Genomic DNA, 21,233 nt, shown 5'->3' on the forward strand with positions numbered 1-21,233 from the left:
ATGATGATGGATCCAAAAGTAAGTATAGTTATTCCTTGTTATAACAAAGGTAAATATATGCACAAAATGTTCGATTCCATCATCGCCCAAAAATGGGATAATATTGAGCTGATTCTGGTGAATGATGGATCTACTGATCATACTCATCATGTCCTTTTGGGATATGAACCTAAGTTTAAGGCCAGGGGTTTTGAAGTAATCATCATTGAACAGGAAAATCGGGGATTACCCGCCGCCGTGCACGAAGGACTCAAGCGCATAAGCGGTCAATTTGTATGTCAGGTTGATGCAGATGACGAGCTTGAACCGGAATATGTGTCAACGATGGCTGGTTGGCTATCTTCGAACCCTGAGTATGATTGGGCCGTTTGTGACTTTTGGTATGTATACAATGATCGAACCGTGTATCATAATTACTGTAAAGCTGAGAATCATGAAAAAATCTTATCTAATCTGCTCGAAAGCTTCTTTTTTGGCAGGATAGCGGATGTTGTTTGGAATTACATGGTGCGTAGTGAATATCTGATTAACAGTGGTATGATTGATCATTATTTCTATACAATTAACAGGACTCAGGAACCTCAATACGTATTACCCTTAGCAGCCAATCGGGGCAAGATCAAGCACTTTCGGGTTCCGCTCTACCGGTATGTACAAAATGAAATGCAAATGTCAATCAGGAAGAACATTGATGATTATGAAAAGTATTATGAACAATATCATATAATCGTTGATAAAACGGCAGAGTGGTTATGTGAACTAGAACCGCAGAACAAGAGGATAATGTTCTTAGCCAAACTGAGCCGATTGAGACGAATGCTGCTACTATTCGATCGATTTAATCAGACGGATTCGTTAAAGCTGAAATTATTACGGCAGGAAACAATAGATGTTGTGAATCATGTCTTTGTACCAAGCCCGCAAATAAATGAGGAACATACGGCGAGCCCGCAGCTGCTGTTCACTGCCATTTCAGATAATATCTTTGGTAATAAGCCTGGGGAGATTTCCAAAAGACCCGGCCGTATTATTGCTTGGGGAGCTCTTGGGAAAAACGGACGTTCAAGTCTGGGATACCTGAAGGGGACATCGCTTGAACCGCATGAATTGTGGGACAATAGCGGAGACGGAGTTGCCGTTAAACTTCCGGATGCTGCAGGCTTGTCCGCTGATGATACTGTTCTGATTTTTCCGTCTAACTATGAAATAGTCCTTGATATTTCCGCAGCTCTTCATAAGCAAGAGTGTACGATAGTAACTTATGATGAGATATTAACATATGCAGCTTCTATTAAATTCCCTGGCTTCTACAATGATTCAATTGCATTATCGCCAGAAGGAGCAGACTCATGCAACCAAAAGTAAGCATGATCGTTTCATGCTATAACAAAGTTAACTATATCTCCGGAATGCTGGATTCTGTTCTTTCACAGAAATGGGATAACATTGAGATCATTCTGGTAAACGACGGCAGTAACGACGGCACTAGAGATGTAATAGCTCAATATGAGGATAAACTTATAGCCCGGGGTTATGAAGTCATTATTTGGGATCAGGAGAATCAGGGAGTAGCAGCAGCTGTCAGAAATGGTTTGAAGCTAGTTACCGGGGAATTTGTATGTATGCCTGATTGTGATGATTTGCTTCATGAAGAATACGTTTCAGCCATGGTGAATGCTTTACGTCAATTTCCTCATATAAATTGTGTTGTTTGCGATGTCGTGAAAAATCGGTGGGATATGGGGTTTTCTCCTAAATTGAACATTCCGGAGATAAACGTAGTATCTAATTATAATCGGAATTTGTTAAAAAAGTATATACTAGGAAAGTTTTTGACAAATGTGGCGTTAATTGTATTTCGTGCTTCAATAATAACCGAATTACAGCTCATTGAAACCTTTATAACTAATCAAAGCAACACACAAGAGCCGCAGATTTGGTTGCCCATACTGGCTTCAGAGGATTTTGTCCTGCATTTGAGAAGGCCGTTATACTCGTACATTTTACGAGAGGATTCGATCGTTACATCCCAAACCAGCATGGAGACTATTGATAAATATGCAGAGAGCAGATGCGTATTGTCTCAAAACACGTTAAAACATTGTGTTGAGCCATCTGAATTGGACTTTTTTTGTAAAATAGAAGCTATATATAAGGATGCATTTTTGGTAAGGCGGATAAACCGTAACCCTCACTTGGAAAGCTATAAAGATTTTTATATAAATCAATTTGTACAGACTGTGAAAGCTAGCGGATTATTACCATGCTTATTAAATGAGAAGCGCATAGAAGAAGCTGGTTATTCTACGTTGTTCTATGCGGTCAGCAACTATCTGACACAATACTCTCCTCCCAAAAAAGATACTCTCACCATTATACGAAGAACACAAAGTCGTTTGATAGCATATGGGGCCGGTTTTGTGGCCAAGAGTACACTTGAAGATTTTATAAAATGCAACATCGTTCCAGACGAAGTCTGGGATATAAAAGCACAGGGTTATGACCAAATATTAGATATTCCTCTTGTGATACCTGATTTCGGGTCGCTGACGAGAGAGGATACGGTAATTATATTAATGTATGGAAATCTGGATGTGGAGCGCGAGCTGCGTAAAACGGAATGCAATGTTTTCTATTTTCAAGATGTGCTAAATGACTTGGGTGCTGAATATTTTCCAGAATTGATCGTTAATATCAATAACAAGGAAGTGTAATTACATGAGCTATGTTATATTCGGCGCTGGCATGCTTGGTAAATCCTATTATGCACTGCTAAAAGATAAGTATGATATTACTTGCTTTGCTGATAATAACCCCCAAAAACATGGGACCACCATGCTGGGTCTTTCGGTTATAAAGCCTAGTGAAATTAATGATATGGGCTTGCAAGTCATCATAACGAGTAATTATCATCTTGAGATCGCTCATCAACTTTATAATATTGGAATTAAGCAGTTTTATATTCCTAACAAATATGGAGCTGCAGATCTGTCACGAATCGACTTGAGTGAATATGGAGAAATTAAGGAAATACCTAATAAAATTTGTATTATTGGACACTACAACTCAGGTGCTGTGTCGAAGGCGTTAATTAATAATCCCTATGATGAGATTGAGGTTGTTCTGGTTAAAGACTCAATAAGAGATAGTGAATATTATTATAATTATCTATCCAGCAGTCTTATCATCACACAATACGGTGAACAGTGTGGCAATAAGAAATCAATAGAATTATGGCATGGATTTACCATAAAGACGTTATTCTTTATGAGCAACGAAGAAAGTGATAGAAGCTTATCCATCGGAAAAAGCGAAACTTTTAGTAAAAAGACAGCGATCTCATCCTTGTCGCATTTATATAGTATTTTTATGGGATATTGCCTGAGGCTCGATTTTGAGAAATTCGTAATTACCGGTTATCCGCGTAACGATATGATTTTTAAATCCGACGGAAAAAAAATGCTGGAGAAGCTCATAGGGCCAATTAATCAGCGTAAAGTTTTGTTTTACGCACCTACACACAGGGATTCATTTTTAACCAGCAACGGAAATAATGCGGCCCTTATTAGCGATATGGACGGATTTGACGAGAAGGCATTCAATGACTTTCTGAGTGAAAATAATATCCTCTTTCTATATAAAAAACATACCGTGCAGCTCAGCCGGAAAATGTTCACTAATTCAGAGAATATTGTAGAACTTACAGACGAAATGCTGCATAGCAACGATATGGATCTGTATGAAATATTAAATGGCATAGATGGGCTAATTTCGGATTATTCATCTATCATTATCGATTTCTTGCTTACAGATAAGCCAATTATCCTGACTCCGTTAGATCTTGAGGAGTACAGCTCGACAAGGGGCCTTATGATGGAACCTTATGATGCCTGGATGCCCGGGGAAATAGCGCTGGATTATCATCAGTTTCAGCAAGCCGTTGTTGACTCGCTGTTCGGCGAAGATAAGTTTAAGAAAGACAGAGAGCGTTTGAAGCGGATAACACATAAATATGCCGATGGAAATTCATCAGAACGGGTGCTTGCCCTTGCGCGTGACTTATTAGCGATTGATGTGCAGAATACTAATGCATCGGAGGAATAAATCAATGAAGAAAGTAAAGGTTCTGCAGCTGCCCATTGCCAATTCACGGGCGGGCATTACACATTATTCCATGAGAAACTGGGATTCTATAGATAGAACCAGATTTCATTTTGATTTTGTAACGTTCAGTAAAAAGATTGATTTTGAAGATGAATTGACTAAAGATGGATGTAAGGTTCATTATGTTTCTTGTTATGCAGAGCAGAACCGGGAGCAATTTATATCAGAACTAAAAGCAATCTTATCCGAGGGTTATGATGCCATTCATCTGCACACCGGTTATTGGAAAAACTTCTTAGTAGAAGAGATTGCAATTGAAATGGGAATCCCTATTATTATTGTACATGCTCACAGCAATATGGTTTGCATTGATGATCCCGATCTGAGACAGCAGGCTGTTGAATCACATGAGCAGCAGAAAAAGCTGTTTATGCCGGAGCATGCTACCCATTTCTTAGCTTGTGCGAAGTCAGCTGCCGAGTGGCTCTATGGTCCGCAGATTCCTAAAGAAAAGATTCGAATTCTAAAGAATGCGATTAATACGGAGAAGTTTGCTTTTAATCCAAAAGTCCGTGAAGAATATAGAGAGAAGCTGGGTCTAAAGGATTCATTTGTTATCGGACATGTTGGAAGGTTTGCTTATCAAAAAAATCACGAGATGCTGATAGAGATATTTGCAAAAGTGAGCAAGGAAATACCGCATGCAAAGCTTATGTTAATCGGAAACGGTGAAGGATTGGATTCTATTAAAGAAATGGTATCTACTCTTGGTCTTGAAGAACGAGTGCTGTTCCTGGGGCTTCAATCGGATATTGAGGTCCCTAAGCTAATGCAGGCAATGGATATTTTCTGTTTACCTTCAAGGTTCGGAGGGCTTGACCTTGTGCTAGTCGAAACACAAACTTCGGGTTTGAAGTGCATAGTAAGTGATATCATGCCTGAGGAAGCAAAAATTACAGGTAACATACAATTTTTACCGCTAGATATTGACGCTTGGTATGAAGCCATTGTCGAAGTTTCCAAAGGATATACCCGTACCGATTGTAAAGATATTGTTGCAAGTGCAGGCTATTCACTGGAAAATCAAATTCATGAGCTTGAAAGAATTTATTCCGGTCAAGAGTAGATAAGTGAAGAGGGGATCTCCCCCTCTTTTTTTTGAATTTATCAGCGCTGCTTACTGAATTAGTGGACAAATGAGTCTTTATGCTCAATTCTATTGGCTGAAGGATAAAGGGGTTGATTATATTTCTCTCATGCTGGTATACTATCCTAAGTGAAATTGATAATCATTATCACAGTCCTATCGCAGGATAAATGATTAGATTATCTGCAAAGTATACATACAGGGAGAGGGGTATAAGGAATGAAGAGGTTAAAATTATCTGTAATGATGGCGGTTCTGGTTGTGATACTGGCGGCTTGCTCAAGCACAAATAATACAGCTGGAACGGATGGTAATGCGAACGCGAACGCAGCTGCTGAGTCTACTAATACTCCACAAGCTACTACCGTTGAAATCACTGATGCCCATGGAACGGTTACGGTTCCTGTAAATCCTAAGAATGTTGTTGCTCTGGACAATAGAACGTTTGAAACGCTGGCGAGCTGGGATATTGAATTAGCGGCTGTTCCTAAGGGGGTAATGCCTGCGGATTCACCCTATGTAGCGGATGAGAATGTCCAGGATATCGGGAACCACGGTGAACCCAAGCTTGAAGTTATTGCTGCTGTTGAGCCTGAGCTTGTCATTGTTGGCCAAAGATTCTCCGGCTTTTATGAAGATATCAAGAAGCTGGTACCGAATGCTGCTGTTATTGATCTTACCTTTGATGTCTCCGAAGAAGCCGGTGCTCCTGGAGAAAATCTGGTGAATGGACTGAAACAGGCTACAACTGCTCTGGGACAGATTTTTGATAAGAATGATGAGGCTAAGCAACTGACAGCTGATCTAGATCAAGCCATCGAAAAAGCCAAGTCTGCTTATAACGGAACGGATAAAGTGATGAGCATTATCGTATCCGGCGGAGATATCGGTTTCTCAGCTCCTCACTCCGGACGCGTCTGGGGGCCGTTGTATGATATTTTCGGATGGACTCCGGCGCTGGAGGTTGCCGAATCCTCCACAGATCATCAGGGGGATGAAATATCTGTTGAAGCTATTGCACAGAGCAATCCTGATTGGCTGCTGGTACTGGATCGCGATGCGGCTATCAATTCTACAGAAGAGAAGGTTCCTGCTCAGGACGTAATTGATAAATCCCCTGCTCTTCAGAACACAACTGCAGTTACTGCAGGCAACATCGTGTATGCACCAAATGACACTTATACTAATGAATCCTTGGAGACCTTTATAGAAATATTTGATAGCATTGCTGCAGCATTTGCTAAGTAATGTAAAGGAGTACAATATAGTGTCAAAACATATTACTTCCGGGGTTGAGAGCTGCTCTCAACCCCAGTTCTATAATTACAATAGAATATGGACAATACCTTTTGTACTGGCGGTCATCGTTGTTATCATTCTAGGCGTGATATCGCTGTTCACCGGAGTGTATGATATACGCGGACAAGCGGATGGAATGGAGATGTTCTTCATCACCCGTGTTCCAAGAACGATTGCCTTAATGCTTACCGGGGCTGCGATGGCCATGACGGGACTCGTCATGCAGCTGATTACACAGAACCGGTTTGTTGAACCTACTACAACAGGAACTACGGAATGGGCTGGCCTCGGACTCCTGGTTGTCTATTTATTCGTTCCGGCGCCGACTCTGGTTACTAGAATGACAGGGGCAATCCTTTTTTCCTTTATAGGAACGATGATTTTCTTTTTATTCTTGAGAAGAGTCAGGCTGCGTTCCTCTTTAATTGTCCCGATCATCGGCCTGATGTTAGGAGCCGTTATTTCGGCACTATCCACTTTCCTGGGGCTCCATTTTCAAATGTCGCAGATTATTGAGAGCTGGTTCGTTGGCTCTTTCGCAGCTGTTCAAGCGGGAAGATATGAATATTTGTGGATCATCGTTATCGTCAGCATTCTTATTTTTATATGTGCAAACAGATTGACGTTAGCCGGGCTGGGGGAAGATGTAGCGACAAGTCTTGGATTGAATTACAACAGGCTGCTCCTGCTTGCGAATGGTCTTATTACTGTTGCGGTTGGAGTGGTTGCCGCTGTTATAGGTAACTTGCCTTTTCTGGGATTGATTGTCCCCAATATTGTTTCCATGTACAGAGGCGATGATCTCAGAAGCAATCTGCCCTGGGTCTGCGTGATCGGGATGGGGGCAATAACGCTTTGTGATATCATTTCCCGCGTCATTATTATGCCATTTGAGGTGCCGGTCTCCTTAATCCTGGGTACAGTGGGAGCGGCCGTATTCATTACTCTATTATTGCGACAGAGAAGACCAAGGAGGCCAAGATGAACGCATTGGAATACCGGAGAATTGAAAATGCAGGAATCGGTAATGGCCTCCAGCATGAAAAGAGATCAGCCAGCGCCTTCCGCTCCCGGAAAGAGGAGAAACGTTATTGGATCATCCTAATCACGCTGATTACTTTGGGTGCACTTTCCTCATACGGACTGTTAATGTATAACAACCCCGTTCCCGTAGATTCACCGTCCTTTATTCCTGTTGTTACAAGAAGAGTGGTGGCACTGGTTGCAATGATTATTGCGGCGGTGTGCCATAGCTTATCAACCGTAGCCTTTCAATCCATTACGAATAACCGGATTATAACACCGTCCCTGTTAGGCTTTGAATCGCTGTACTCCACCATTCATACAAGTACCATGTTCTTCTTTGGGACGGGTGCACTGGTTAACTTTAGCGGTATCGGGTCCTATTTATTTCAGGTTACGGTTATGGTCCTGATGAGCCTGATCCTGTATGGCTGGCTGTTATCCGGAAAATACGGCAATCTGCAGCTGATGCTGCTCGTTGGAATCATCATTGGAGCCGGGCTCAATTCGGTGTCCTCCTTTATGAGAAGGCTGCTTGCGCCGTCTGAGTTCGATCTGCTGCAGTCCAGACTATTTGGTTCTGTCAATAATGCGGATGCTGCTTATTTTCCGGTTGTTATTCCCATAGTTATCGTTATCGCAGTATTAATTATGCTGTATTCCAAGAAACTGAATGTGTTGTCGCTCGGCAAAGATGTCTCTACTACATTTGGAGTGAACTATCAGTCCAGTATCATTTATACGCTGATATTGGTTGCCATTCTGATGTCCGTTTCAACGTCTTTAGTGGGGCCCCTTACGTTCTACGGATTTTTAGTTGCAACGTTGAGCTATCAGGCGGCGCAGACGTATGATCACCGGTATCTTTTTGCCATGGCGCTAGCTATAGGTTTCTTCATTCTGACGACGGCCTATTTTTTAATGTATCACGTATTTGATTCACGGGCTGTAGTATCCGTTATTATTGAACTGTTTGGCGGAATAACCTTCCTGGTTGTGATTCTGAGAAAGAGGTCGCTATGATAAAGATAAATAATGCCAGAAAGCTTTACACGGATCAGGTCACCATAGGACCGCTCAATATTGAAATTCCCAAGGCAGGATTTACTTCTCTAATTGGACCCAATGGTGCGGGGAAGTCTACGACGCTTATGATGATTGGCAGGCTGCTGGAGCTGGATGAGGGTCAGATTAGTGTGGCTAATATGGATGTTTCTGAATCAAAATCAAAGGACCTGGCCAAGATTATCACGATCCTGCGGCAAGAAAATCATTTTGTAACCAGACTTACGGTCAGGCAGCTGGCGGGATTTGGACGGTTTCCTTATTCAAAGGGCAGATTAACGAAAGAGGACGAGGCTATTATCTCAAAATATATCGACTTTCTGGATCTGACGAATCTGGAAAACCGGTATCTGGATGAGCTGTCGGGCGGTCAGAGGCAAAGAGCATACGTTGCCATGGTTTTGTGCCAGGAGACGGAATATGTCCTGCTTGATGAACCGCTGAATAATCTGGATATTGCCCGCTCGGTTCAAATGATGGAGCATCTGCGGCAGGCTGCCAATGAATTTGGAAGAACGATTCTGACGGTGATGCATGATATTAATTTCGCCGCCAAATATTCAGACCGGATATGTGCGATGAAGAATGGACAAATTGCCGCCTTTGGAACCGTAGCAGAGATTATGAAGCCGGAGATCCTGACCGCTATTTTTGATACGAAAATAGACATTCTGGAAGGGCCTTACGGTCCGATAGCCGTTTATTAATCCGGATTGAATTTTCCTCTTGCCATGTTATAATAAAGCATGCGATAGACCGTTTCCTTTGGACAGGGCGGTCTATTTCTTTTTGAAAAGATAAGAAAGTATATATTTCACGCTATCCTTTACCCTTATCTTTCTCGCAGAAACGGATACCGTCCTGTTTAGGACGGCGCAGCCGTTTCTACTTGGGCAGTACCAAAACATACGCAGGATAATATTGGTCCTGATATCTATAGAGAGGTTATTATGATGACAACTAACTTTTGGCGCGATTTGCCGCGTCCCTTTTTTATACTGGCGCCCATGGAGGATGTAACGGATGTGGTGTTCCGTCATGTCGTAAGTAAGGCGGGCAGACCGGATGTGTTTTTCACCGAGTTTGCGAATACGGAGAGCTACTGCCACCCGGAGGGGCATCATGCGGTGCGCGGGCGGTTGACGTTTACAGAGGATGAGCAGCCGATGGTGGCGCATATCTGGGGCGATAAGCCGGAATATTTCCGCCAGATGAGTATAGGTATGGCCGAGGAAGGCTTCAAGGGCATCGACATCAACATGGGCTGTCCTGTAGCGAACGTAGCGGAGAACGGAAAGGGAAGCGGCCTGATCTGCCGTCCCGAGCTTGCAGCGGAGATCATTCAGGCGGCGAAGGCCGGGGGACTGCCGGTCAGTGTAAAAACAAGGCTCGGGTTCACTGAGATCGACGAATGGCGGAGCTGGTTAACCCATATTTTGCAGCAAGATATTGTGAATTTGTCGATTCATCTGCGCACAAGGGAGGAAATGAGCAAGGTAGCTGCCCACTGGGAGCTGATTCCTGAGATCAAAAAGCTTCGCGATGAGATTGCACCAAATACACTGCTGACCATTAACGGGGATATCCCGGACCGCCAGACTGGCCTGAAGCTTGCTGAGGAGTATGGGGTGGACGGGATTATGATCGGGCGGGGGATCTTCCAGAATCCTTATGCTTTTGAGCAGGAGCCGAAGGAGCACACCAGCGAGGAACTGCTGGATCTGCTGCGGCTGCATCTGGACCTCTATGATCAATACTCAGGTCAGGCACCACGCTCGTTCAGCCCGCTTCAGCGGTTCTTCAAAATCTATGTCCGCGGCTTCCGCGGAGCCGGTGAATTGAGAAACAACTTGATGAATACCAGATCAACAAGTGAAGTGCGTGCGCTGCTGGATGCTTTTGCAAGTAAGGAGCCTGACGGGGCGGAAAACGAATAGATGAAGCTGCTAAATGGAGGATAGGCGGAATGGAGAGGGGGACAACCCCCGGAGCCAGCAAGCCTGTCCTTTGTTTGGAATATGGAGAGGTGGGATTTCATGTCCTGGAGTAAATTGAAGCAGCAGCTGGAGGGCTTTCTGAGCCCTGCGTTAAATGGAAAAGTAGAGTACCGCGCGCCGGGCTACCGTTACCTGCCTGATAAATCAGGGATCTGTTACATCTCGGTTGATAAAAAGAACGTGCTCAGCATGAGCGATAAAAATAGCCCGATAAGATGGTATCAGACAGAGCTGGATATCAAGAACGATCCGGGTATCCGGATTCCTGTCACAAATGACGACATTGAAGCGGTGAGACAAACCGTCAAGGGACCGGTGCCGGAGGATCGCCTGATCGTCATGGCCAGCAGCCGAAAGAGCACCGAGCATGCCAAGGAGCTTCTGTCCGCCCAGACGGCATTAACGAAGTCGAATTTTATCGTGGTCGCTAACAAGTTTCTGGTCACTCCGATAGAGGAGAGTATGGAGAGCAGCGACATGATGCTGAACATCCTGGCTCTGCTGGACAAACGGGTCGGCAAAAAGCGGATCTTGAGCATGGCTGAGAAGATGGAGCAGAAGCATCCGGCGGTGCAGTATTTTTATGAGCTGCGGCGGAGGGCGTTGTGAGGCTCTACTAGCTTATTCTTTGATTTCAACTTACCGATAAGGGAGGAGCCGCGCACACTACCTGCCCTTATCACTTTGCTCGCGCTTGCTGACAGCCAGCATATAGCCTTGACCCCGAATCGTAATGATTCTCTCCGGATTGACAGGATCAGCCTCGATTTTTTTGCGTAAATTACTGATGTGTACAGCGACCGTTCTCGTATCCTCCAGACTGTCCATTCCCCAGATGAGATGAAACAATGTATCGACGGTGACGACACGGTTAATGTTCTGGGCCATATAGGCGAGCAGACTAAATTCTTTTTTCGATAAAAAGATGGTCTTACTGCCGATATTGACGGACTGTGCATAGAAATCCAGCGTCAAGCCCGGCAGCTCCAGCAGCTGCTCCCTTCTGCCTGCGGACACTCTGCGAAGATGAGCTTTGATCTTGGCCATGAGTACGCCCGGGCTGAACGGCTTGGTCACATAATCGTCGCCGCCGTAAGATAATGCGCTGATTTTTACCTCGTCCTCCTCATGACTGCTCAGAAATACGATTGGCGCGTTGGTGAAGCTGCGTGCGTTCCTGCACCAGTCGATACCGTTCTCATTAGCCAGCAGTACATCCAGTACAATCAAATCCGGATTAAACGACGCAAGCAGCAGCATGCCCTCTGTCCCGTTGTGGCTATACGAGGCTACAAAGCCTTCCCGTTCACAGTACGCCTGAATAATCTCACAGATGTGGGGATCATCATCGACGATCATAATTTTGTAAGTGTCCATCACGTCATCACCTTCCTGCTGCTCATATACAAGGCAGCGATACATAGAATATCGACCCCGTCTTGCCGTCGCTCTCCGCCCAGACGGTCCCGCCATGCGCTTGGACGATTTCCCGGCAAATCGCCAGCCCAAGCCCGCTGCCCTCTACGCCCTTATCCGTGCCCGGCAGCTCTATCCGGTAATTGCGGTCGAAGATTTGCTCGAGCTGCTCCGGGGGGATGCCCGTGCCGGAGTCCTGTATGCTAATGATTGCACAGCGGGGTTCTGTCTCTTTTGCCTCGTCCACGGTTAGCGCAAGACGCACCATCCCGCCGCTGGAGGTGAACTTCATTGCGTTTGACACCAGATTGAACAATGCCTGCTCTAATCTTTGCGTATCCATCCGGATAACAGGCGAGTCAGGCCTGTGATCTTCTTCCGTAGATCCGATATCTTCCGTATGCCCGATATCCAGTAAGAAATCCAGACCTGCATCACGCACAACGAGCTCATACTGCTCAAAGAAACCGCGCAGGAAGTCGATCACCTGCACAGGCTCCATCTGGTACGCTACCTGCCCCGTCTCCAGATGTGACAGGAAGGATAGCTCCCCGATCATGCGGTTAATTCTTATCGTGTTATCCCGGATATACTTCAGGTACTGTTCATTGCGTTCCGGCTTAACCATGTCCATTACAGCCTCGACATAACCAAGCATGCTGGACAGCGGCATACGCAGATCATGCGTAATGTAGGCAAGAAGCTTCTTTCTGCCCTGCTCGGAGTGAAGCAGCCGCTCGTATGACATGCGGAGATCCTCGTGAGCTGCGGATAAGGCATGGGTGCGGTACAATACAATCTGCTCCAGACTGGAATTCATTTCAGTCAGCTTGTTGTTAGCCTCCTGCAGCTCACGTGCAATCCGCTCTTCGTTCGTTGCCGCCCTCGTAAATCTTGAAGACAGCAGAACCAGCTGTGCGATCGTAAAGATCAGCAGCCCGAACGGAGAGGTATTACCAATGATTGACCACTCGTTAAAATATAAAAAATCGTTGATCACCGTAACCAGGGCCACCACCGACACGAGCAGGAAGATCAGCGCTCCCTCCATACGCCGTATGGCCGCCACAGCCAGCCCAACCATCAGATACGCCATTTGCAGCACAACGATAACACCAATCAGCACCAGCATTTTTGAATAGAGGAGTGCAGGGGTCAGCACAATCACCAGGCAAAGTACGCCGGTTGCAATACGGGTGCTAAGCCGAAACCACCGCGACACATAATTCGGAAAAATGCATTCAAAGTACTTGGTGATGATATAACCGCCGAGGCAAAGCGTCAGATACTCCAGCTTGAACTGCAATTCCCACGGAAAATGGGGAAACCACTGGGTAAGCATGAGCTCACCGTTCAGCAGGGACCGGATACCGAACAGCACGGTGAACAGGCCGAAGTAGAGTGGAGCCCTGTCCTTGCGCCGCAGAACGAATAACATCATATTATACAGGCCTATTACCAGCAGACTCGCGGTTATGAACATCTCTGAGGCTACCTTCAGCTTAGCCCTGGCCGCCAGAACATTACTGCCGCCCAGCTCGATATCCTTGGTGATGCCGCCCCGTTTATGATGGAAGTTCGATACCTGCATAACAAGTTCTACCGTGTCGTTCTCTGGCTGGAAGAATACCAGCTTCGTTGCCAGACGCGGAATCATGCTGCTCTTGTCCTCGCCCACCACACCAACTTCTTCTAACAGCTCTCCGTTAACCCATAATTTATATGCATGAAAAATGGTAGGCAACCGCAAGGCAAGCTGCTCATTCCGATCCTGCCCGCTAAGCCGGGTGACCAGCCGGAAGGTTGCAAAGCCTTCTCCACTCAGCTCTTGACCATCCAGCTTGTAGCCTAACCAGGATTGGGGGATGCTGATATACCGGTCAGCTGTCTCGCCTCCTGCCATCCGGCTGTGTATATCCTCCGGCGAGAGCAGTTCCTGCCAGTAGAATGCCCATTCCCCCTGAAGCTTTAGCGGCTGCTTATTGATGGAATGCTGCGTCAGATCCAGAAAGCCTTGTTCGCTTTGGAGCTTGGGGGTGCCAGGCGGCGCAGACAGGATAGCATAGCTTGCGGCCAGACCAATAACGACGGCTACAGCTATACGAAGCAAGATATTACGAGAACTGATTCGGAGAATCCCCCGCATGATGATGTCGACCCCAATCTGCAAAATTCGCTGGAATATACTAATTATGCTATAGATAGCCTTCTTAAAGGAGGCTGTATTCAAGGCAGTAATCTTTATTATTATCGGTTTGAATTTGCCGGAATGTTGTATCCCGGAGCCATTTTAAAGATTTCTTTAAGTTTCATTAATGGGCAAAATTACTATGATAGAATGCAAATGCAAGGAGAATAATCACGAAATTTGTCATATTTTCAGGATGCTTTTTTGTAAGGATAAAAGCACCTAATGAGGAGGGATAACTTGTACAAGCGTATCATTCATTTAATGCTGGCAGTGCTGATCTTTGTATCGGTCATACCATCAGGAAGCGGCTTAGCGGATGCAAGCAGCCCCAGCTCCGGTACAGTTCCTCTTCCATCATCAAGGGAGCTGGCATCAAGTCTGGATAAGATGGTTCAAGATGCTGCTGCAGTATCAAACTTGAGTATCACCAGTGCAACGAATAATTCCGTTAGCTTTAATGATGTGAAGTCCTCAGATTGGTTCTATGCTGCTGTGGACTATGTACAGCAGAACGGCTTGTTTAACGGGACTGGGAGCGACAGCTTCTCACCCCAGGGTACAATGACCCGTGGCATGTTTGTAACGGTACTTGGACGTATGGCAGGAGTGGATGCGTCACAGTATACAGCTGCTGCATTCTCTGATGTTCAGGCAGGCTTATGGTATGCACCCTACGTCGGATGGGCAGTTGCGAGCGGGATTACAAGCGGTACGGGCAATAACAGCTTTTCACCGGACGCAACGCTAACCCGGGAGCAGATGGCTACGTTTACGGTCAGATTTTTTGATGAGCTGAACATTCCTTATCCTCCCAATCCGGCTATTACCTCTGAGCCTAATGACATAGCTGATGTATCTCCTTGGGCAGCTGATGCGATTATCAAGCTATGGCAGGCAGATCTGATTAAAGGCGATGCTAAAGGCAATTATAATCCTGCCTCGAATGCAACCCGTGCAGAAGCCGCATCCTTTCTGATGCGCAGCAATGAAGCTGTGAAAAAGGAAAGAGCCGCACAAGCAACGCCAGCACCATCAGCGTCACCAGCACCAACAGCCTCACCAGTGCCAACGTCAGTTCCAGCACTAGGGGGAGGAGCACCAATACCAGAATCAACATTGGCTCCGACAGCAACACCGGCTGTAACGCCTACAGCAACACCAGCTGTAACTCCGGCAGCAACACCGGCAGCAACTCCGTCGGTAACACCAGCCGCAACACCTAAGCCTACATCCCTGCCAACGGCTGTACCGGATACATATTATACGGTTACGTTCAATCCTAACGGCGGCAAGGAAATTAGCAGCATGACTGTCGGCAAGGGCGAGAAGTTAGGCATGCTTCCGGTTGCATATAAATTCGACCATCATTTCCTTGGTTGGTATACGGATAGTGCGCTCACTGTAGAAGTTAACACAGCTGCAGTTATCACCCGAGATATTACCTTATATGCCAAATATGAAAAATTGCCGGAGCTTGATCTGCTGACGCAAAGCGTTCCTACGATTACTAAGCTGGAGCAGCCAAGCACGTTCACGGTCAAAGTAGCGGATCCATCCGGCACATTAACAGCTGCAGAGGTTAAGAACGCTATCGTATTTAGCTCTACTTCTCATGCTGCCTTCGCTGAAGAGACGGGAATTGCTGTTACCGGAGGAAGCGGCGAATTCACGATCAGAGCCAACAACGATGAGGGAGCTTATCCTGAGGGCGGTACCTTCCAGCTGAATCTGTCTAACGAAGCTCTCCGCTTCAAAGATGGCACAGCAATACAGGACTCCTCCACCAGAGAGCTGGTATTTACAACAGAAAAGGCTGAAGTGAATAACCTCCAGTATAAGCCGGATGTTGTATATGTAGCTGCAGCGGATATCTCCGTGATGAGCCAGGATGGGCAGACGGCAGATTTTATTGCCAACTCCTTATATCAATTGGAAGTAAATGCGGAAGGAAGCAGCAATTCTACTATTAACTATGAGAATGGCTACTTTATCTATGAGGGTGACGATATTGAAGTCGGTGATACCGTTATTATCTATCAGGGGTCTCACCCGAAGCAGCGTAACAGTACATCGGACGATAATGACCTTTCATACGTCAAAATCCGCTCGATTACAGGAAATAAGTATCATTATGGAGCTCCTAAGATTGAAGATATTCTCTTTATCCCTGATGTGCTGCCTGTAAATCTGCTGGCGGATACGGATGGTAATTCGAGCAATCATTCCATCACCGTTCCTGCAGCCGATATGGATTATACAGACAGCAAGTATGCCGAATTTGAGTTTGATGAGAATCTGGTTATTGAAGCCGGTGACTATATTGCCTTCTATCAGGGTGAATTGGGTAGTGCAGACGCTGAGCTTAAGGAATATGCATTAATTACGGGTGTTACTCTGACAAACGATATGTATACGATAACGTATACAGTTGTAACAGAGGACAGCTTAGTAAGATCCCTGGATTATTACAAAAAGCAGGATATTGACAGCAAAGACCTGCTTGCTGAGAGTGATGTTCCTGAACTTGAAGAACAGATGCGGCAACAGGCGATCGATAGCGGCTTCGCAGAGCAGGCTGCCGGATATCTTGCAGCTATGGCTCTGGAGACGGATAGCTTCAAGGAGCTTAGCGGGGATTTACAGGTGGATGCCGATGATATTAAGTATCTTTCCTCCTTTAATGAGGCTGGCACAATGCAGATGAGGGTAGCCGGCTCCAGGGTAGAGGTGGAGCTTGATGATATTAAGGTCAACATCGGCACGAGCCTAAGCCACTTCAAAGGCAGGAGCGGTGTCCGCGCCTCTATAGAGATTACGGCTGAGGTCACGATCGAAATCGATGATGACAATGAAATTAAGATCAAGCTGAAGGGTGTATTCGAGCAGGAACTATCTGTAGGCATTTCGGCAAGCGGGGAGATTTTCTGGAAAAAGGCTTGGATTTTCCCGTATCCCGGCGATTATCAGATCAATGCGAATATAGATGTCTACACATACACGGCCGTTCAGTTCGACGCCAACATTGGATTGTTTGAGAAGGAAGAAGAGCCGGACTGGAATGACGATAGTGTAGAAAGTATAGCCAAGCAGATTAAGAAGATCATGGAGGAAGCTGAAGAGCTGGAGGATCAAGAGATTGATGAAATCTCCAATGCCCTGCCTGATCTGTACCAAGCTATGCTGGAGAATGAAAATGACTGGGTAGATATTGTAGAGCAAAATCTGCTGAAGGTAGGCTTCCGCGTTGTTGCCGGACTGATTGAAGTCACGTTCCAGGCAGACTTTGTGGTTAGTGCCAAAGTAAATGTCTCGCTGGGCATCATTTATACCTATGAAAACGGTCAGCGGTACAGCTATAACATCCGATTATTGGCAGGCAGTGTAGGAAACTCCAAATCAACCCTGGTACCGGAAAAATATGATTTTACATTCTACGCCATGGGTGAGCTGGGGCTTAGGGCGGGGATACGGCTAGAGGTTGCCGTTGGTGCGTTATCCACCTCCCTCAATAGTATCGGTGTTCAGGTAGAGATGGGCGGATACATTAAGCTATGGGGCTTCTTCTACTATCAATATAGCCAGACACAAGGTGAAGCTGCTACCTCTAATGCTGCCGGAGCTATCAATGTAGAGATAGGGCTGTATCTGGATATTAAGATTATCGCACAGGCGTTCAAGGGAACCTTCTCCGTCGTGCCATTCTCCACATCCTATGAATTCCCGCTGCTGACCATAGGCTCACGTTATGTGGTCATTGACTTTGCTTATGATCAAGAGGACATACAGGACGTTAATTTAAAAGGTGAGGACAAAACCTTTTATCTGCATGATTTATTTTATGAGATGAGCTACTTGGATCTTCATGAAGGTGAAGTAGAGAACAAAGTGTATAATCCGGAGGTATATTTCGATGTCACGTTCTCTAATCCCGGCTTCAGATATGATCCGGTCGGCCTTAGAATCATCGCTAACGGTAATGATATAACAGGTACGGACAGTGTGATGACCATTGCCTGGAGATCGCCGTTCGCAACCTTCAACTCTGAACCGATTAGCCGTAAGATTAATCTGCATTGGGATAATCTTCGATCAAGCTACAGTGTTAACCTGTTGTCCTATGATCGCGTAATTTATCCGCCTTCGCAATCAAGGATTATTAATAGAATCTGGGGCGAGTATAACTCTGATGTGCCGAAGCAGCCCGATCCCGCTAGAGTCGGATATGACTTTATCGGCTGGTTTGACGATGTTAACTCCTCTGTGCCGGTAACCATTCCAGCTAAAATGCCTGCAGACACGACATTACTGTGGGCGAAATGGGCACCAAAGACGGATACACCATACCTCGTTGAGAGCTACACTGAGAATGTGTATACCGGGCAATACAATCTTCATTCGGCAGAGAAGTACAGAGGTACAACAGACAGTGTAGCTGAATACGAACCTGTCGATATTTGGGGATATCTCACACCAAAGAAGCAAGAGATCACGATCAATGCGGATGGAACAACGGTAATCAAGTATTATTATGACCGCGGGAATACTGCGTTAACCTTCTCGTACGATTATTTGTCTCAATTTGGACTGCCCTTTGGAATTAGTCCGGAGGTAAGAGAGTACAGACCGGGGGCTGTGCTGGACCCGCCGTATACGGCTCTTCCAGGGCTGAAATTCGTAGAGTGGGAGAATTTAGACGAAACGGTTCCGTTAGAAGCAAGAACGTATCAGGCTATTTACGAGCTCGGAGAATTTGATTTGAATGTGAATCTTTATGTGAGAGACGATTGGGGATCAGAGTTCACTAAGCTCAGGAGCGAAATTATATCGGTTCCTGCTTATAGAACGTACGATGCCCGTAATGCAGACTTTTTGGACAAAACGGAGTATATGCTGCAAACAGATGAATATGGAATTCCAAACCAGTCGCCGTTTATTATTAACGTGAATTCAGATGAAGCAACGTTGAACCTCTATTACCATAAGCTGTACGATGCCAGGTTTAATCTGAACGGCGGTAGCCTGACAGATGAGGATATGGCTAGTCATGGCGGCGCTATGGTAGATGGTAACTACGTTATCCATCGTGCAGAGGGATACACCTTCGGAAGACCTAATGCTCCGACTCGTGAAGGCTTTGAATTCATGGGCTGGGAAGGCTGGGATGCGGAGGAGTATCCGTACAACAGGGAAATGCCTGCACATGATCTGACCTTCAAAGCCATTTGGAAGACCAAGTACATGGTAGAGCATTATATTAAAGGCGTCGGCATTGATGATGACTATACACTGTACACCATAACGGAACATATGGGCCTTGAAAAGGAAACTGTAACTGCTACTGTATACAGCATTGAGGGCTTTACGTTTGAGTCCGGGTCCAGTCTAAATGTACAGACCGGAACCGTGAAGGATGACGGCAGCCTTGTACTGAAATTGTATTATGACAGAAATGTATATACAGCCAAGTTCATTGGGATTGATCCGGATACCGGAGTACAGGAAGTACTATCAGAAGAGACCTACCGGTATGGCGCTGAATTCACGATTCCATCAAGAAACACCTATGCCAATCGCGAGGTGCTTGGCTGGAGAGCGGTAGACGGAGGCCCGGAGATCCCGCCTTATTATGCTTCACTCCCGATGCCTGCACAGAACGTAACCTATGAATTGATTCTGGGTGACTACGCCGACGACGGGGGCGGCGGTTTCCCGGGCTTCCCGGGCTGGCCGTTTTGATGAATAGCCGCAAGCTTTAGAATAGCTCCGCTGACAGTGATGTCAGCGGGGCTATTTCTTTATGGATCCAGCCAATTAAAGTTTATGGAGTATGGAATGATTTTCACAAACGACAATACAATAAATCTGTGGTTCGGCTTATGGCCGAAACCGGTAAACTAAATAAAGGAGGCTTCAGATTTTGAAAAAAGTTCCCGCTAGAGCCTTATCGCTTCTGGTAGTTGTAGCAGTATTTCTATCCCTGTACTTCACGAGCTTAACGCCTGCAAACGCTGCCGCACGAGGAGCATGGGCACCAAATACTGCATACGCAGTAAATGATACAGTAACTTATAGCGGAAGTACGTATACCTGTCTTCAGACCCATACTTCCCTCACAGGCTGGGAGCCGGCTAATACTCCTGCGTTATGGAAAAGCGGAGGAGGAACAACCACACCGACCCCGACTCCAACGCCATCTCCGGCAACAAACGGGGCCACCTTCTATGCAGATATCAATTACGGCGGAAAGGCCGTAACGGTTGGAACGGGCAACTATGTACTCTCTCAGCTGAACGCTGCAGGTATACCGAATGACTGGATGTCATCGCTCAAGGTGCCTAGCGGCTGGACGGTTGAAGTTTATGAAAACGATAACTTTGGAGGCACCAAATGGACTTATACTGCCAGCTCCTCCTGGGTCGGCGACAATGTCAATGACAAGATGACTTCAGTTAAAATCTATATCGGCTCACCGCAGACTTCTGTAACCAAGCCTTCCGAGGTTCCAAGTCAAATCTGGACCTATGTAATGAATGTGGACAATAAATTTGGTAAAGGCGGAGACTTTGCCCTATTGCTAAGTGCGGTTATTAAGAAGGAAAGCAGCTTTGGGGCAGGTCTGCCGGGCAGCCCGTCGGCTGGCGACGGCTTGATGCAGGTCGAACCTAATACACGCAATGCCTATCTCTCGCAATTCAGCGCCAAATTTGGCCGCACCTATAATCACAGCAGTGAACAGGATCAGGTAGCCTTGGGCGGACTGATTTTGGATGAAAAGATCTCCAGGTTCGGAAGCATCTATAACGGATTGCTGCACTATAACGGAGGGGACAACTGGTATCCGGGAGCTACCGATTCCTATGGCCGGCCTATTCTGGCCGATCAATATGCAAATGCCGTTTACGCTACCTATCAGGGGTACGGCGGTAAGAATTAATAGAAAGGCACGAAGACGCTGGGGGAGCTCCTTTGGCGTCTTTATTTTTTATAAGCT

The 21,233-nt window shown here is 45.9% G+C and carries 14 protein-coding genes; 12 read left to right on the top strand and 2 right to left on the bottom strand.

Annotated features, from left to right (window positions below; all coding sequences use genetic code 11):
* Positions 1 to 6: 6 nt before the first annotated feature.
* The 10 genes from AWJ19_RS05460 to AWJ19_RS05505 all read left to right on the top strand — a co-directional run bounded on the left by AWJ19_RS05460 (position 7) and on the right by AWJ19_RS05505 (position 11,244).
* Entirely contained in the window at positions 7 to 1,365 is a 1,359-nt protein-coding gene (locus AWJ19_RS05460) for a glycosyltransferase family 2 protein (protein ID WP_068722049.1), read from the top strand.
* Entirely contained in the window at positions 1,350 to 2,714 is a 1,365-nt protein-coding gene (locus AWJ19_RS05465; protein WP_068722050.1) for a glycosyltransferase family A protein, read from the top strand. Before AWJ19_RS05460 ends, AWJ19_RS05465 begins: the two co-directional genes overlap by 16 nt.
* A 4-nt stretch (positions 2,715 to 2,718) precedes the next feature.
* A complete protein-coding gene (locus AWJ19_RS05470) occupies positions 2,719 to 4,104 on the top strand; it encodes a CDP-glycerol glycerophosphotransferase family protein (RefSeq protein ID WP_068722051.1) in 1,386 nt (461 codons plus the stop codon).
* Between the two features lie 4 nt (positions 4,105 to 4,108).
* A complete protein-coding gene (locus AWJ19_RS05475; RefSeq protein WP_068722052.1) occupies positions 4,109 to 5,230 on the top strand; it encodes a glycosyltransferase in 1,122 nt (373 codons plus the stop codon).
* Between the two features lie 240 nt (positions 5,231 to 5,470).
* On the top strand, positions 5,471 to 6,499 hold the full coding sequence (locus AWJ19_RS05480) for a siderophore ABC transporter substrate-binding protein (RefSeq protein WP_068722053.1): 1,029 nt from the start codon (positions 5,471 to 5,473) through the stop codon (positions 6,497 to 6,499).
* A gap of 19 nt (positions 6,500 to 6,518) precedes the next feature.
* On the top strand, positions 6,519 to 7,535 hold the full coding sequence (locus AWJ19_RS05485; protein ID WP_068722054.1) for an iron chelate uptake ABC transporter family permease subunit: 1,017 nt from the start codon (positions 6,519 to 6,521) through the stop codon (positions 7,533 to 7,535).
* On the top strand, positions 7,532 to 8,596 hold the full coding sequence (locus AWJ19_RS05490; protein WP_068722055.1) for an iron chelate uptake ABC transporter family permease subunit: 1,065 nt from the start codon (positions 7,532 to 7,534) through the stop codon (positions 8,594 to 8,596). Before AWJ19_RS05485 ends, AWJ19_RS05490 begins: the two co-directional genes overlap by 4 nt.
* Entirely contained in the window at positions 8,593 to 9,345 is a 753-nt protein-coding gene (locus tag AWJ19_RS05495; RefSeq protein ID WP_068722056.1) for an ATP-binding cassette domain-containing protein, read from the top strand. The genes AWJ19_RS05490 and AWJ19_RS05495 overlap by 4 nt, the downstream gene beginning before the upstream one ends.
* 246 nt (positions 9,346 to 9,591) lie before the next feature.
* A complete protein-coding gene (locus tag AWJ19_RS05500) occupies positions 9,592 to 10,575 on the top strand; it encodes a tRNA-dihydrouridine synthase (RefSeq protein WP_068722057.1) in 984 nt (327 codons plus the stop codon).
* A 99-nt stretch (positions 10,576 to 10,674) separates the two neighbouring features.
* Complete coding sequence (locus AWJ19_RS05505) at positions 10,675 to 11,244, top strand: hypothetical protein (RefSeq protein WP_068722058.1); 570 nt, start codon at positions 10,675 to 10,677, stop codon at positions 11,242 to 11,244.
* 57 nt (positions 11,245 to 11,301) lie between these two features.
* Here the strand turns inward: AWJ19_RS05505 and AWJ19_RS05510 are convergent, their stop codons facing one another.
* The gene (locus tag AWJ19_RS05510; protein WP_068722081.1) at positions 11,302 to 12,012 is read right to left on the bottom strand and encodes a response regulator transcription factor; all 711 of its coding nucleotides are present in this window, start codon (positions 12,010 to 12,012) and stop codon (positions 11,302 to 11,304) included.
* Between the two features lie 22 nt (positions 12,013 to 12,034).
* Positions 12,035 to 14,161 (bottom strand): ATP-binding protein, encoded by a 2,127-nt coding sequence (locus tag AWJ19_RS05515; RefSeq protein ID WP_241781614.1) that lies wholly within the window; start codon positions 14,159 to 14,161, stop codon positions 12,035 to 12,037.
* Positions 14,162 to 14,479: 318 nt separating this feature from the next.
* Between AWJ19_RS05515 and AWJ19_RS05520 the strand changes: the two genes are divergently transcribed.
* Complete coding sequence (locus tag AWJ19_RS05520) at positions 14,480 to 19,978, top strand: S-layer homology domain-containing protein (RefSeq protein WP_068722060.1); 5,499 nt, start codon at positions 14,480 to 14,482, stop codon at positions 19,976 to 19,978.
* Between the two features lie 181 nt (positions 19,979 to 20,159).
* On the top strand, positions 20,160 to 21,176 hold the full coding sequence (locus AWJ19_RS05525; RefSeq protein ID WP_241781615.1) for a carbohydrate-binding protein: 1,017 nt from the start codon (positions 20,160 to 20,162) through the stop codon (positions 21,174 to 21,176).
* Positions 21,177 to 21,233: the final 57 nt, after the last annotated feature.

The organism is Paenibacillus sp. DMB5 (assembly GCF_001517085.1).
GTDB lineage: Bacteria > Bacillota > Bacilli > Paenibacillales > Paenibacillaceae > Paenibacillus_AQ.

Coding starts and splice junctions, on each gene's coding strand:
- AWJ19_RS05460 (WP_068722049.1), top strand. CDS start 7: ATGGATCCAAAAGTAAGTATAGTTATTCCTTGTTATAACAAAGGTAAA.
- AWJ19_RS05470 (WP_068722051.1), top strand. CDS start 2,719: ATGAGCTATGTTATATTCGGCGCTGGCATGCTTGGTAAATCCTATTAT.
- AWJ19_RS05465 (WP_068722050.1), top strand. CDS start 1,350: ATGCAACCAAAAGTAAGCATGATCGTTTCATGCTATAACAAAGTTAAC.
- AWJ19_RS05480 (WP_068722053.1), top strand. CDS start 5,471: ATGAAGAGGTTAAAATTATCTGTAATGATGGCGGTTCTGGTTGTGATA.
- AWJ19_RS05490 (WP_068722055.1), top strand. CDS start 7,532: ATGAACGCATTGGAATACCGGAGAATTGAAAATGCAGGAATCGGTAAT.
- AWJ19_RS05500 (WP_068722057.1), top strand. CDS start 9,592: ATGACAACTAACTTTTGGCGCGATTTGCCGCGTCCCTTTTTTATACTG.
- AWJ19_RS05510 (WP_068722081.1), bottom strand. CDS start 12,012: ATGGACACTTACAAAATTATGATCGTCGATGATGATCCCCACATCTGT.
- AWJ19_RS05495 (WP_068722056.1), top strand. CDS start 8,593: ATGATAAAGATAAATAATGCCAGAAAGCTTTACACGGATCAGGTCACC.
- AWJ19_RS05475 (WP_068722052.1), top strand. CDS start 4,109: ATGAAGAAAGTAAAGGTTCTGCAGCTGCCCATTGCCAATTCACGGGCG.
- AWJ19_RS05505 (WP_068722058.1), top strand. CDS start 10,675: ATGTCCTGGAGTAAATTGAAGCAGCAGCTGGAGGGCTTTCTGAGCCCT.